The sequence below is a fragment of the Streptomyces sp. NPDC002958 genome (assembly GCF_055563255.1).
Map to the genome: position 1 here is coordinate 136,869 of NZ_JBVHDS010000007.1, position 12,964 is coordinate 149,832.

A 12,964-nucleotide genomic window follows, 5' to 3' on the forward strand; every position below is an offset into this window, starting at 1 on the left:
TTCTTTTCTTGTACTTTTCTTTCAGCCGGCGTGCAGCAGCCCCGTCGCCAGACCGATCACCACCGGCGCCACCCCGACCGCCAGGAAAGCGGGTAGAAAACAGAGCCCGACCGGTGCGGTGATCAGCACGCCTGCCCGCTGGGCGCGCGCCACGGCCGCGCTCGCCCGCTCCGCCCGCATCGCCTCCGCCAGTCGCGCCACCGGCTCCGCCGCCGGAGCCCCGGTCGATCCCGCCCGGTCCAGGCAGCGGGACAGCGCGTCGGCGCCCGGTATCTCCCCGAACCGTCCCCAGGCCACGGCAGGTTCACCACCGAGCCGGATCTCCGCCGCCGTCCGCGCCAGGCGTGCGCCAACCGGTCCGCCCAGCGACTCCCCCACTGCCTCCGCCGCCTCCCTTGGCCCGGCCCCGGCAGAGATGCAGGCCGCCAACAGGTCAGCTGCCAGAGGGAGTTGCCGCACAGCCTCCGCGGCCTCCGCAGCACCGGCGCCCGGTTCGCGGCTGCGCCGGGTCCGCTGCCACCGCCAGGCGCCGTACGCCCCAGCCAGGCCGGCCGCGCACCCCGGCAGGCCGCCGATCAGGACCCAACCCGTCGCCACAGCGCCCAGCGGCGCGATCCATTCCTTCACCCGGGCGCCGGAAACCGTCCGCCTCCGCCGCTTCTCCGGGCCGATCGCCAGCAGCACCGCACCCCGACGGCGTACCGTCCGCCTTCCCCGCCGTCCCGCCAGGGCGAGGGCCAGATACACGGCCGTGCCCAGAATCGCCCACGCTGCCGCCGCCCGGTGGGTGACTTCGCCGGTGATCCCGTTCATGCCGCCTCCCCCGCCCGTACGATCCGGTCGGCCCAGCAGAGCCCGGCCGCCTCCAGCAACCCACCCGCCATCAGACAGACCAGCCCGGCCGGAGTGTGCAGCAGCACTGACAGCGGATCGGCTCCGAGCGCCGCCCCCAGCCCCAGGCCCAGTACCGGCAGCAGCGCCAGCACACCCACCGTCGACCAGGCACCCGCCAGTTGGGCCCGCAGCTCCTCCCGTCTGCGTCGCTCGGCCCGCAGCGCACTCTCCAGGCGGTCCAGGCCCGCCGCGAGCCCAGCCCCACCGTCCACCGCCACCCGCCAGCAGGCCGCCACTCCGGCAAGCCCGTCCAAACCTGGCTCCCGCGCCGCCTGCCCGAGCGCCCCCGGCACATCGCCGCCGAACCGCGCTGCAGCGGACACCCCGGCCTCCGCCGCTCCCATCACCCCGGTCCCGCGGACAGCGACGAGCAACGCCTGCCCCGGCTCGTGTCCGGCCCGCAACTCGCCCACGACGGCACCGCACAGCGCCACCACCCCTTCGGCCCGGCGTTCCCGCTCCCTTCCCAGGGCCCGTCTCCGCAGCCACCGCCGAACCAGTGGCACCGCCACCGCCCCAGCCAGCACCGGCAGCACGGACTCCCCCAGCACGGCGATGGCCAGCGCCACTGGCAGACAGAGCCACTCCCGCCGCTCCCCCAACCGCTCCTGGAGCCACGCCCGAATCCGCTCCCAGAGCGCACGCAACGGAGACTCCACCACCCCGTCGACGAGCAGCACCCTCGCTCTGCGCCGCCCCTGGTCCTGCGCCACCACCAGCCAGGCCGCCACTCCGACGCACAAGGCCGCCGCGCAGCTCGCACCCGCCGACAGCCCCGCTGCCGCGCCATTGCTCACAGCTCACCCCCGATCAGCGACCGCAGCCGCTCCCAGCCCCGCTCCCGCACGAATCCGTCGGCGCCCCAGCGCAGCGCCGGCACGGTCACCACCAGCCCTGCCGCATCCCGCTCCAGGACCTGCACCTCGGCGATCCGCCGCTGCCCGGCCCGGTCCCGTACGAGATGAACCACCACCGACAGCGCCGCCGCCAACTGGCTGTGAAGCGCCGTCCTGTCCAGCCCCGCCGCCGTCCCCAATGCCTCAAGACGGGCCGGAACATGCTCGGCCGCATTGGCGTGAACCGTCCCGCAGCCGCCCTCGTGTCCGGTGTTCAGCGCGGCCAGCAGTTCGGTGACCTCGGCGCCCCGCACCTCCCCGACCACCAGCCGGTCGGGCCGCATCCGCAGCGCCTGCCGCACCAGATCCCGAAGGGTCACCCGCCCCGCCCCCTCCTGGTTGGCGGGGCGCGACTCCAGGCGCACCACGTGCGGATGGTCCGGTCGCAGTTCAGCCGAGTCCTCGGCGAGCACGATTCGCTCACGCTCCCCGACCGCCCCCAACAGGCTCGACAGGAGGGTCGTCTTCCCGGCCCCGGTCCCCCCACTGATCAGATACGAGACCCGGGCCTCCACCAACGCACTCAGCACCCGATCACCGCCGGGCGGCACGGTCCCCGCCGCGACCAGCTCCGCCAGCGAGAAGGCCCTGGGCCGCACCACCCGCAGCGACAGGCATGTCGAGCCGACGGACACCGGCGGCAGCACGGCATGCATACGCGTCCCGTCCGGCAGCCGCGCGTCCACCCAGGGCCGGGCATCGTCCAGCCGCCGCCCCGCCACAGCGGACAGCCGTTGCGCCAGCCTGCGCACCGCGGCAGCGTCCGGAAAGGACACCCCAGTGAGTTCGAGCCCGCCACCCCGGTCCACCCACACCCGGTCCGGCGCGGAGACCAGCACATCCGTCACCGCCGGGTCGGCGAGCAGCGGTTCCAGCAGCCCGGTCCCGACCAGCTCCCCACGCAACTCATCGGCCGCGCCGAGCACTTCGGCATCACCGAGCAGCCGCCCCTGGGCCCGAAGAGCTGCCGCGACTCCGGCAGGTGTCGGCGCCGCGCCGCTCTGCGCCAGCCTCTGCCGTACGGCGTCGAGCAATGCCTCGGTCATGTCGCACCTCCACCGGCACGTCCCCCTGCACCCTCCGAGACGAGCGCCCGCTCCCAAAAGGCCGTGCAGAACCTGGCCAGTGGACCGCGCGCACTGCCGCCGGGCGGTGCGCCGCCGTCCTGCGCGGCCAGCAGCCCGGCGTCGAGCGGGAGTTCACCGGCGAGCGGCAATCCGAGCGCCTGCGCCACCCACCGCTCGTCGAGGCCCGCCGCGTACGGGCCGCGGGCCACTACTCGCAGGTCGTCCAGGACCATCCCGGCCATCGACGCCACCCGCTTCGCCGCCGCGACTGCGCGAAGCTCTCCCGGGACCACCAGCAGCCCGAGGTCCAGCTGCGCGAGCGCCTCGGCCACCGACTCGTCGACCCGGCGCGGCAGATCGACGACCACCACCCCGCCGAGCCTGCGCGCGGCGGCCAGCACGGCCTGCATGGCCTGCGGTGGGATGACCACCCAGTCGTCGCGGCCCCAGCTGAGCACCCGCAGCCCGTGCAGTGCGGGCAGCGACTCCTCCAGGGCGCCTCCGCCGACCCGCCCCTTGGAATGGGCGAAATCCGGCCACCTCATTCCCTCGGCCCGCTCGCCACCGAGCAGCACGTCGATGCCCCCGCCGAGCGGGTCACCGTCGATCAGCATGGTCCGCCGCCCGACCCTGGCCGCGGTCACAGCGAGGGCGCAGGCCAGTGTGGACGCGCCGGAGCCGCCCCGTCCGCCGATCACCCCGACGGTGAGCGCCGGCCGACCCACGCCTTCCGCCGCATTGGCGATCTGGTCGACGAGCCAGCCCTCCGAATCGGGCAGCCTCAACACATATTCGGCCCCGATCTCCACGGCGCGACGCCAGACATCCGGGTCGTCCTGGTCCCGGCCGACGAGCATCACGCCGCGCCTGCGGACCGCCCCGCGGCACCGCCGGGCTGCATCGTCCCCCACGAGAACCATCGGGGCCCGCTCCCAGCTGCCTCTGCGCTCGGGAAGCGAGTGATGAACTTCCGGTTCCGCTCCTGCGGCCGCGCACAGCCTCAGGAGATCGTCGAGGAGTTCCACATCCTCGGTCACGATCAACGGTCCGCCCTGCGGCACTTCGGCGGCCGGTAGACCATCCCGTGCGATGGATTCAGCCACGATCTCCGCCCCCTTCTCACTGCACCTTCATCGCGGTTCGCGGTGATCTCGGAGCGTTCCGGGATCGGCGATTCCGCAACCCGCGGACTTCGCGGTGGGAATCACCGTGCAGCGCTTCGGGAAATCGTGTGGATCTTGCTCAAAAACTGTGGACAACTCCACCGTTGTGAATATCTCTGTCGCTCATACGGGGACTTCCGGAGAGCATCGCTTCCGTTACGCACCGTGATGGGTCAAGATGGCGGGAGACGGAACGACAGGCGGGCCGTCGCGGCCGAAATGGAAGCAGAATGCTTGATTCCGAGCGGGAGAAACGCGTCCGGACATGCGACGACCCCCGCCGGGGGGGAGAGCGGGGGTCGTCCCCACGGCCGACTCGGGGGGGGAGGAGTCGGACCGGGTTAGCACGGTCGCGAACGATCCGTGACTTCCATGGTGTACCCGAGAGCCTTCTCAGGCAAACCCACGCGCCCGAGTTTACGCCGAATGGTGGGCCCCTATGCTCTGCCTTGTGGAAAACCGCTTCTTGCCGCGCACAGCAGCCTTCTTCGACCTGGACAAGACGGTCATTGCGAAGTCTTCGACACTGACCTTCAGCAAGTCCTTCTACCAAGGCGGACTGATCAACCGCCGAGCTGTACTGCGCACTGCGTACGCACAGTTCGTGTTCCTTGCCGGGGGCGCAGATCACGACCAGATGGAGCGGATGCGGGAATATCTCTCCGCGCTCTGCAGGGGCTGGAACGTCCAGCAAGTGAAGGAAATCGTCGCCGAGACCCTGCACGATCTGATCGACCCGATCATCTACGACGAAGCGGCGACGCTCATCGAGGAGCACCACACCGCCGGACGCGATGTGGTGATCGTCTCGACCTCGGGCGCCGAGGTCGTCGAACCGATCGGCGAGCTGCTCGGCGCCGACCGAGTCGTCGCCACCCGAATGGTCGTCGGCGACGACGGCTGCTTCACGGGTGAGGTGGAGTACTACGCGTACGGGCCGACGAAGGCCGAGGCGATCAAGGCACTCGCGATGTCGGAGGGATACGACCTCTCGCGCTGCTACGCCTACAGCGATTCCGTGACCGATGTACCGATGCTGGAGTCGGTAGGCCACCCGCACGCGGTCAATCCGGACCGCGCTCTGCGGCGCGAAGCGACCCTCAGAGAGTGGCCGATTCTCGTCTTCGATCGACCGGTCCGCCTCAAGCAGCGGTTGCCTGTGATCTCGCTGCCACCACGCCCGGCATTGGTCGCGGCGGCAGCGGTAGGCGCAGCCGCCGTCACAGCGGGCCTGGTCTGGTACACCTCCCGCCGCCGCACCACCACGACCTCAACCTGACACGCTCTACCTGACACGCGAGCCGGGCGGCGCCCCGGCACGTCCCGCGAGACCCCGCCACCCGACCCGGTCAATGGGATCAAACAAGGCGACCGATCGGTCCGATTCATCCGACCCAACTGGGTTGTCCAACTCGCCCGTAATTGAACATAAAAGTAAAGAAGTGCGGCCAGCACTACCGCTTACCCCGGCTCTGGAGTACAAAGGAGTCAACGGCCCGCGAGACCAAGGACATCCGAAAGGATTACCTGTAACGCAGAGAAGGCCCCACGGACCGCGCATGAAAACCGAGCACCCACGCGACGTCGACCCGTCGATTACGGGCCAGCCGCACCAGGAACGGGCAAAGCCCCCGACCTGATGGGCACATATCGAGGACGCCTGGTAACTGGGTAGACATGCCAGCGGCGGTACCGAGGGCGGTACCGCCGCAACCCTTTTATCGGGCAGTGAAGTTACCGCCCGTGGAGTTACCACGCCGAAGTTTCCGCGTGCAGTTACCACGGCGAAGTCATCGATTCGCCACTCCCGGCCCCGCGAGCCCGTGACTACGCGGCGCCACGCTGCAGCGCCTCGCACACCGCCGTCGATTCCCTGACGCCCAGCTCCACAGCGCGCCCGCAGTGTGCGATCCAGGCCGCCATCCCGTCCGGCGTCCCCGACAGATAACCCTCGAACGCCGCGATGTACGCCGCCCGGCCCAGCTCGGCGTGGCCCACCTCGGCGGGACAGATCGATTTGGGGTCGAGCCCGCTCCCGATCAGCACGATCCGCTCGGCCGCCCGCGCGACGAGGCCGTTGTACGAGCCGAACGGACGCAGGGCCAGCAGTTCGCCGTGCACAACCGCCGCAGTCACCAGCGCGGGCGCGGCACTGCCCGACAGGATCAGCCCGGAGAGTCCCTCCAGTCGCCCGGCCACCTCGTCGGCGTCCGGCAGCGGCGCTTCAATCAGGGGCTCGTCCACGGGTTCGCCCGCCAGCCGCGGTCGGCCGACAGCGTCCTCGGGCGCCGCGCCGCCGGCTGCGACAAGATGTAGCCGCGCCAGGACACGCAACGGCGACTGCCGCCAGATGGAGAGCAATTGGCCTGCTTCAGCGGTCAGCCTCAGGGCCGCTCCGACCACATGCGCCTCACCGTCCCCACTGAAGTCGGTGCGTCGGCGCACCTCCTCCAGATTCCAGTCGGCACCGGACAGCGCCGCCGAGCCACGGGCGCCGCGCAGCGCCGCTTCGGCGGTGACCTCGTTGCTTCGGCGCCGCATGACGCGGTGACCGTAGACCCGGTCGACGGCCTTGCGTACGGAGTCCACCGCGTCGGCAACCCCCGGCAGAGTGCCCAGGGTGGCGAGTGGATCAGAGGCAGTCGTACTCATAAGTAGCGAGGCTACGCGCCCCTTACACGGATGCCACCCGGGAGTGGCCTTCTTCACTAAGTGCGACAGCATTCCGCAATCATCCGGCTACCCTAGGTGAACATGAAGATCGCTTTCGTAGGGAAGGGCGGCAGCGGCAAGACCACGCTGTCCTCGCTCTTCATCCGCCACCTTGCCGCCAATGAAGCCCAAGTCGTCGCGGTGGACGCCGACATCAACCAGCACCTCGGAGCCGCGCTCGGCCTCGACGACCAGGAGGCTGCGGCACTGCCCGCCATGGGAGCCCAGCTGCCTCTGATCAAGGAGTACCTGCGCGGCAGCAATCCCCGTATCGCCTCCGCCGGGACGATGATCAAGACGACTCCCCCCGGCGAGGGCTCGCGGCTGCTGCGGGTCCGCGAGGACAACCCGATCTACGACGCGTGCGCCCGTACGGTCCGGCTCGACGGCGGGGAGATCCGGCTGATGGTCACCGGGCCGTTCACCGAGTCGGATCTGGGCGTGGCCTGCTACCACTCCAAGGTCGGTGCGGTCGAGCTCTGCCTCAACCATCTCGTCGACGGCCTCGACGATTACGTCGTCGTTGACATGACAGCAGGTTCGGACTCCTTCGCGTCCGGGATGTTCACTCGCTTCGACATGACGTTCTTGGTCGCCGAGCCGACCCGTAAGGGCGTCTCCGTCTACCGCCAGTACAAGGAGTACGCGCGGGACTTCGGGGTCGCGCTGAAGGTCATCGGCAACAAGGTGCAGGGCGAGGACGATCTGGACTTCCTGCGCGCCGAGGTGGGCAACGATCTATTGGTCAGCGTCGGGCACTCCGACTGGGTGCGGGCGATGGAGAAGGGCCGGCCCGCCCGCTTCGAGCTGCTGGAGGCGGACAACCGGATGGCTTTGCAGGCCCTGCAGAACGCCGCGGAGGATTCGTACGAGCAGCGGGACTGGGGGCGCTATACGCGGCAGATGGTGCACTTCCATCTGAAGAACGCGGAGAGCTGGGGCAACGAGAAGACGGGCGCCGACCTGGCCGCCCAGGTCGACCCCGCCTTCATCCTCGACGAGCGGTATGTGCAGGACGGCGCCGCTCAGCCTGCCTGATCGGTCGGCGCCCCGGCCAGGCAGCAGCGCTCGTTGCGCCGGGGCGCCGTTGCGCCCTCAAGCGCCAGTCGCAGACGAAGGGCGTGCAGTTCGGCGGCCGTGCGCGGCCACCGAACTCCACACGGCCACCGAGCTAGTGCCGTAGCAGGCATCAGGCCGCGCGGGAGCATCCGCCACTGGCAGCCCGAGCGCAGCACGTAGAAGAGCGAGTCGAGCACCAGCCGGTCTGCGTACTTGCGCACCCCGCCGCCTTTTCGCAGGTCACGCACGGGAAGGAGGGGCTGGATGATCTCCCACATCTCATCGGTCAGGCTGGACGGATAACATGGGCCGCTGACGGCCTCGGAGTTGTCGCACTGGCACACGTCACGTGATCATTCCGGAGCCGTCGCCATGCCCGGAGGGAAGATCACGACCGTCACGCTTCACGCATGATCAGCCACCCGACAGGCTCTCAGGTGATCTGGTTCGCCTGGGCCGTTTCCGCCCGCTTGCTGGGTTCGCGCTGAAGCTGGGAGTCCAGCCATGCGGCGATGTCCGTGATGACCGCCGCGTCGACGTGCTGGGGTGCCATGTACCCGGCGGGCGTCGACGGTCCTGTCCCTGGGAAGAAGAGGTGGTCGTTGGCTTCGTGGATCTGGATGGTGACGTCCGGACGCCCGGTCAGTCCATCTCGCCAGAGGGACAAGTCGTGCTCGACGGTGACCTGGTAGTCGCGGCCGCCCTGAAGGATCAGCAGCGGCTTGTCCAGGCGGGCGGCGGTAGCAACCGGGTCATAGGAGCGCAGGTCCAGCCAGTACGAGGCAGGAAGGCCGAAGGGCAGGTCCTCTCGGGGCGTACGGGGTGACAGGGCGGTCTCGACGGTCGCGGCCTGCCGGGATATCTCCGCAAGGACCGCCTCGGAGTGCGGACCGGGGTCGAGGGCGGCAAGGTGGCCCACGACTCGGACGGCCGCCCGGTGCATGGGCTCGGCGTCACCCGCCAGGATCACGACGCCCGCGACAGACGGCTCGGTCTCGGCGACCCGTGGGGCGACCTTGCCACCCATGCTGTGCCCGGCGACGAACACCCGGCTGGAATCGACGCACGGCTCCCCCTGGAGCAGACGCACGGCGGCGACGGCATGGGGGACGTACTCGCGTGACATCGTGAAGTCGTCCGCGGCAGCCACCTCCGCCGCGTGTGTGAAGGCCACCTTGTCGTGGCGCAGCACCGCCACTCCGCGGCTGGCCAGACCCCAGGCGAGGTCCTTCAGGGGCTTGTTGGGTCCGCTGGTCGCGTCCCGGTCGAAGGGACCTCCGCCGCTGAGAAGCACGACCCCGGGCCACGGGCCGTCACCGCGCGGAACGGTGACGGTGCCGGCCACTGCGAGAGCACCGGCTCCGACGGTGACGTCGTGCTCCTCGAAGGCATCCGGATCCGCATAGAAGGGCGCCTCCCATGGTTCGCAGGCAGGGGGCGCGAGGCGCAGCCCGTTCAGCAGGCCGGCGGAGTCGACCGACATAACGACGGTGAACTGTCCCCGTTCGCAGACCACGGGAACGCTGACCCGGATCAGGTCCGGCCGCAGGCGCTCGCTCGACGGTTCACCGAGGTCCGTGACCGGACCGGTTCCCGCGGTCTCGGCGAGCCAGGCCGCCTGGAGGGTCTCGGCGGTCAGCGCAGCGTGCAACGGCTTGGCGAACAGCGCAGCGATTTCCCTGAAACGGCCATCGATTGCCCACTCGACCACCAGCACGGCGGTGTCCTCTGCAGTCTGCATCCCCTCACCTTTCTTAGATTTGAGAAAGTTAGCATGCGTGAGAAAGTGGGGTGATGGACACCTTGGAACTTCTGGCACATCCTGTCCGCCTCCGCGTGGTCCACGCACTGCGCGGCGGGCGGGCCCTGACAACAGGGCAGTTGTGCGCTCTGATCCCGGACGTGTCAAAGGCGACCGTATACCGGCACGTCGACCTTCTCGCCGCGGGCGGCATCCTCGACGTCGCCGACGAACGGCGAGTGCGGGGCGCCGTCGAACGCCGCTATCGGCTACGGCAGGAACGCGCGGGCGTCGACACGGAAACCGCGCGCGCGCTCACCCCACAGCACCACGAGCGGGCATTCGCTGCCGCCATGGCCGCCCTGATTGCGGAGTTCGGCGCTTACCTGGAGCGCGAAGGCAGCGATCCCGTGGACGACCTCGTCGGCTATCGGCAGCACGCGATCTGGCTCAGCAAGGACGAGCTCGTAGCACTGATCGGCACGATGCAAGCCGCCATCGCGCCCCTCCTCGCCAACGAATCCTCGCGGGAACGTACCCGCTACCTCCTCAGCCCCATCCTGTTCCCCGCCGAACAGGCCGAACAGCAAGACCCGCTGTAGCCGACACCGCCGCTTGCGGTGAGCCAGATCATCTGAGATGACGAGCGACTCAGACCAGATCACTTGAGACGGGGCCAGGTCGGCAGAGACGAGACACCAATGCGGCCTGATCGGGCGTGAGATCCATGGCCGTTCTGTGCCACTGAACTTTGAGCGTGTGCCATCGAAGTTTGAGTGGTGCTGGCCGCTGCTCGCTGAGACTCCCTGATCCTGACAACCCTGCGGTTCTCGAAACGGATGTGACCGAGGATGCAAAGAGTGACTTATCGGCTCCGTCCCAGGGACAGATGCGGCCACCGCGGCTGTACCACGCGAAGGAGGCCCAGCATGACGATCCAGCGGATGGACAACGTCCTCATTGTCGTCGACAACCTTGAGGCTGCTATTTCGTTCTTCGTCGAACTCGGCATGAAGCTGGAAGGCAAGGGGCCACTCGAAGGGCGCTGGGCAGAGCGCGTCATCGGGCTCGATGACGTCCGGCAAGACATCGCAACGCTGCGGACCCCGGACGGCCACGGGCGAGTAGAGCTGGCGAAGTTCCACAGGCCGAGGGCCATCAACGCCGAACCGAAAGACGCGCCGGCGAACACGCTGGGCATTCGTCGCATCATGTTTGCCGTCGACGACATCGAGGACGTCGTTGCCCGCCTGCGGGCCCACGGTGCCGAACTCGTCGGCGAGATCGCGCAGTACGAGGACATCTATCGGGTCTGCTACGTCCGCGGACCCGAAGGCATCGTCGTCGGACTGGCCGAGCAGCTCGGTTGAAGGCTGCCGAAGGGGCCGTGCACCCACAGGGCAGGCTGGCTTGGCCCCGCCTCGGCTGACTTGCGGCTTCCACGCATGTCGGCACCCTCCGGCGGGACGCCTCGGAGCATGACATGCAGTGGCCGGGTACGGAGCTCCAGCGGTCTGAGTGACTTACCGACGTTCAACAGTCGATTATCCAACTGCGCTTGACGATGAGTGCAGGAGCCACAGGCCGTCGCCTGCCGGAGTGGGCGCGGTGAAGCTGTAGCGGCCGAGCACATTGAGGTTGCGGTGCTTGAGCGGGGACAGGCAGGTGATGCCCTCGTCGCGGATCTCGTAGCCCTCCGTGCGGAGCTGGGCGACCGCGGCGTCGATGTAGCAGGTCGCCCAAAGCACTACGGCGTTCACTATCTGCCCGATGCCCGCGACCTGGTCGTTGACGGCGTTGAGCCAGGTGATGCCGCGCTTGAAGCCGAAGCACTTCGGGAACGGGGCGGCGTTGGCAGTGCGGACGAGCACGACGAACCGCAGCCCGTCGACCGAGGCCAGCAGACCGTCGCCCCAGTACACGACGATCGGCACCTGGCCCTGCACGTCGATCAGCGCGCCGTTTCCGTCCCCGTGTCCCCGGCTTCGTCGAGGAACTCCGTCCAGCCGTTCCCCGGGGCCTGGCCGACATCGAGCGTGCCGAGCTTCGCCAGCGTCGCCGGGTCCTGCGCGTCCAGCCAGTCGACCAGCTGCCGGAAGGACACACAGCGGACGCCCTCCTTTGTGCAGACCGTCGCGATGGTCTCCTCGACGGCGCGCATGTACGTGCCACCGTTCCAGGACTCGAAGTGGTTGCCGATGATCAGCGGGGCGCGGTTTCCGTCGTACGAGCGGCCGAATGCCTGGATCAGGCCGTCGCGCATCTGGTTGCCCCAGTACTCGTGCTGATTCGGGTCCCCCTGCGTCGTACCGGACTGGTTGAACATGAAGTTGTAGTCCATCGAAAGGGTCTCGAACGCGCACCCCGGGACCGGGACGAGCTGCAACGACAGGTCCCAGATGCCGTCCTTCTTCTTCGGCCAGACCTGGTTGTTGACGCCGCTGGAGTCGTAACGGAAGCCCATGGACCGCGCCGCGGCCACCGCGTTCTTCTGCCCTTCCAGACACGGGGTGCGGCCGCCGATGAGTTCCTTGTCGTAGTCGAAGGGAAGCGGCTCCTCCCCCTTGAGGCCGGGGTCGTTGGTCTTCCAGCTCTTCACAATGGACTTGGCCTGGTCGATCTCGCTCTTCCACTGATCGACGGACCAGGTGCCGCCCCCACCGTCGGGGCCGCAGAAGTGGCCGTTGAAGTGGGTGCCGATCTCGTCGCCGTCCTTCCAGGCGCCGCGCAGCTGGGTGATGGTGTTCCGGATTCCCTCGGTGTCGTTGAAGCCGATGTCGGAACTGCCGGCGTTGTGCTTCGGCGGGTCGTAGAGCTCCCGCTTGTCCTCCGGCAGCAGGTACAGGCCGCTGAGGAAGTACGTCATGTTCGCGTGGTACTTCTTGCCCACTGCGCGGAAGTGCGAGAAGAGCTTCTGGCCGTCCTCACCGGCGCCGTCCCACGAGAACACCACAAACTGTGGGGGCTTCCGACCTGGCGTCAGGCGCCGTGCCACAGGCTGCTTCGGCTGGCTGCCCGTAAAAGCGGTGGAGCCGTCGCCGATGAGCCGGAACACACTCTGGGGTGCGGCACGAGGGACGTTCTTCTTCGCTCCGGCGTCCGGCTTCGCGGCACCGGGTCCGGCGGCGCCAGTCCTGGAATCCGAATCGGAGGAGCAACCGGCCACTCCCGCGGTCAGTGCAATGGCCATGATGCCCAGGGCGACCCGTCCGGCGGCGGTCCTCTTCGCGGCGACTCGCTTCGTGGCGGCCATCATCCGCCCACCCTCTTCCTTGCAGGTAATTTGCGTTGAAGTGCCGACACGGCGCGGTCAAGGTCGCACGCAGCCCTTCCGGAATCAGCGCGACAGGCCACATGAAAAGATGCTTTTTCACTTGAATGAGTGGTCGAACGGGCTATTTGACCTCAAGTATGGACGCAGATCTTTACTCT

The 12,964-nt window shown here is 68.8% G+C and carries 12 protein-coding genes and 1 pseudogene; 4 read left to right on the plus strand and 9 right to left on the minus strand.

Annotated features, from left to right (window positions below):
- Positions 1–21: 21 nt before the first annotated feature.
- From ACZ3IC_RS15195 to ssd, 4 genes are read right to left on the minus strand one after another with little or no spacing between them, the layout of a single operon-like run.
- Positions 22–813 (minus strand): type II secretion system F family protein, encoded by a 792-nt coding sequence (locus tag ACZ3IC_RS15195; protein WP_467416310.1) that lies wholly within the window; start codon positions 811–813, stop codon positions 22–24.
- A complete protein-coding gene (locus ACZ3IC_RS15200) occupies positions 810–1,691 on the minus strand; it encodes a type II secretion system F family protein (RefSeq protein ID WP_467416313.1) in 882 nt (293 codons plus the stop codon). Before ACZ3IC_RS15200 ends, ACZ3IC_RS15195 begins: the two co-directional genes overlap by 4 nt.
- Positions 1,688–2,836 carry a TadA family conjugal transfer-associated ATPase gene (locus tag ACZ3IC_RS15205; RefSeq protein ID WP_467416315.1) on the minus strand — a complete coding sequence of 383 codons (1,149 nt, stop codon included), beginning with the start codon at positions 2,834–2,836 and terminating at the stop codon, positions 1,688–1,690. The genes ACZ3IC_RS15200 and ACZ3IC_RS15205 overlap by 4 nt, the downstream gene beginning before the upstream one ends.
- On the minus strand, positions 2,833–3,960 hold the full coding sequence (gene ssd / locus ACZ3IC_RS15210; protein WP_467416316.1) for a septum site-determining protein Ssd: 1,128 nt from the start codon (positions 3,958–3,960) through the stop codon (positions 2,833–2,835). Before ssd ends, ACZ3IC_RS15205 begins: the two co-directional genes overlap by 4 nt.
- Positions 3,961–4,459: 499 nt before the next feature.
- Here ssd and ACZ3IC_RS15215 point away from each other — a divergent pair, with 499 nt between their 5' ends.
- Positions 4,460–5,299, plus strand: a complete 840-nt coding sequence (locus ACZ3IC_RS15215; protein ID WP_467416319.1) for an HAD family hydrolase — start codon at positions 4,460–4,462, stop codon at positions 5,297–5,299.
- Positions 5,300–5,847: 548 nt separating this feature from the next.
- On the opposite strand, the gene ACZ3IC_RS15220 is transcribed toward ACZ3IC_RS15215, so the two are convergent.
- Complete coding sequence (locus ACZ3IC_RS15220; protein ID WP_467416321.1) at positions 5,848–6,672, minus strand: Fic family protein; 825 nt, start codon at positions 6,670–6,672, stop codon at positions 5,848–5,850.
- Positions 6,673–6,774: 102 nt separating this feature from the next.
- On the opposite strand from ACZ3IC_RS15220, the gene ACZ3IC_RS15225 reads away from it, so the two are divergent.
- The gene (locus tag ACZ3IC_RS15225; protein ID WP_467416323.1) at positions 6,775–7,770 is read left to right on the plus strand and encodes an ATP-binding protein; all 996 of its coding nucleotides are present in this window, start codon (positions 6,775–6,777) and stop codon (positions 7,768–7,770) included.
- Here the strand turns inward: ACZ3IC_RS15225 and ACZ3IC_RS15230 are convergent.
- Entirely contained in the window at positions 7,758–8,069 is a 312-nt protein-coding gene (locus tag ACZ3IC_RS15230; protein ID WP_467416326.1) for a transposase, read from the minus strand. The genes ACZ3IC_RS15225 and ACZ3IC_RS15230 overlap by 13 nt on opposite strands.
- A 155-nt stretch (positions 8,070–8,224) precedes the next feature.
- On the minus strand, positions 8,225–9,532 hold the full coding sequence (locus ACZ3IC_RS15235; protein ID WP_467416327.1) for an alpha/beta hydrolase: 1,308 nt from the start codon (positions 9,530–9,532) through the stop codon (positions 8,225–8,227).
- Positions 9,533–9,585: 53 nt separating this feature from the next.
- Between ACZ3IC_RS15235 and ACZ3IC_RS15240 the strand changes: the two genes are divergently transcribed.
- Together ACZ3IC_RS15240 and ACZ3IC_RS15245 are read left to right on the plus strand one after the other, a co-directional pair.
- Positions 9,586–10,134 carry a helix-turn-helix domain-containing protein gene (locus ACZ3IC_RS15240; RefSeq protein ID WP_467416329.1) on the plus strand — a complete coding sequence of 183 codons (549 nt, stop codon included), beginning with the start codon at positions 9,586–9,588 and terminating at the stop codon, positions 10,132–10,134.
- Positions 10,135–10,461: 327 nt separating this feature from the next.
- Positions 10,462–10,902 carry a VOC family protein gene (locus ACZ3IC_RS15245; RefSeq protein WP_467416330.1) on the plus strand — a complete coding sequence of 147 codons (441 nt, stop codon included), beginning with the start codon at positions 10,462–10,464 and terminating at the stop codon, positions 10,900–10,902.
- Between the two features lie 174 nt (positions 10,903–11,076).
- On the opposite strand, the pseudogene ACZ3IC_RS15250 reads toward ACZ3IC_RS15245, so the two are convergent.
- Positions 11,077–11,496, minus strand: a pseudogene (locus tag ACZ3IC_RS15250) (Tn3 family transposase); the annotation flags it as partial.
- Positions 11,484–12,788 carry a polysaccharide deacetylase family protein gene (locus ACZ3IC_RS15255; RefSeq protein ID WP_467416331.1) on the minus strand — a complete coding sequence of 435 codons (1,305 nt, stop codon included), beginning with the start codon at positions 12,786–12,788 and terminating at the stop codon, positions 11,484–11,486. The gene ACZ3IC_RS15255 and the pseudogene ACZ3IC_RS15250, both read right to left, overlap by 13 nt.
- Positions 12,789–12,964 lie beyond the last annotated feature (176 nt).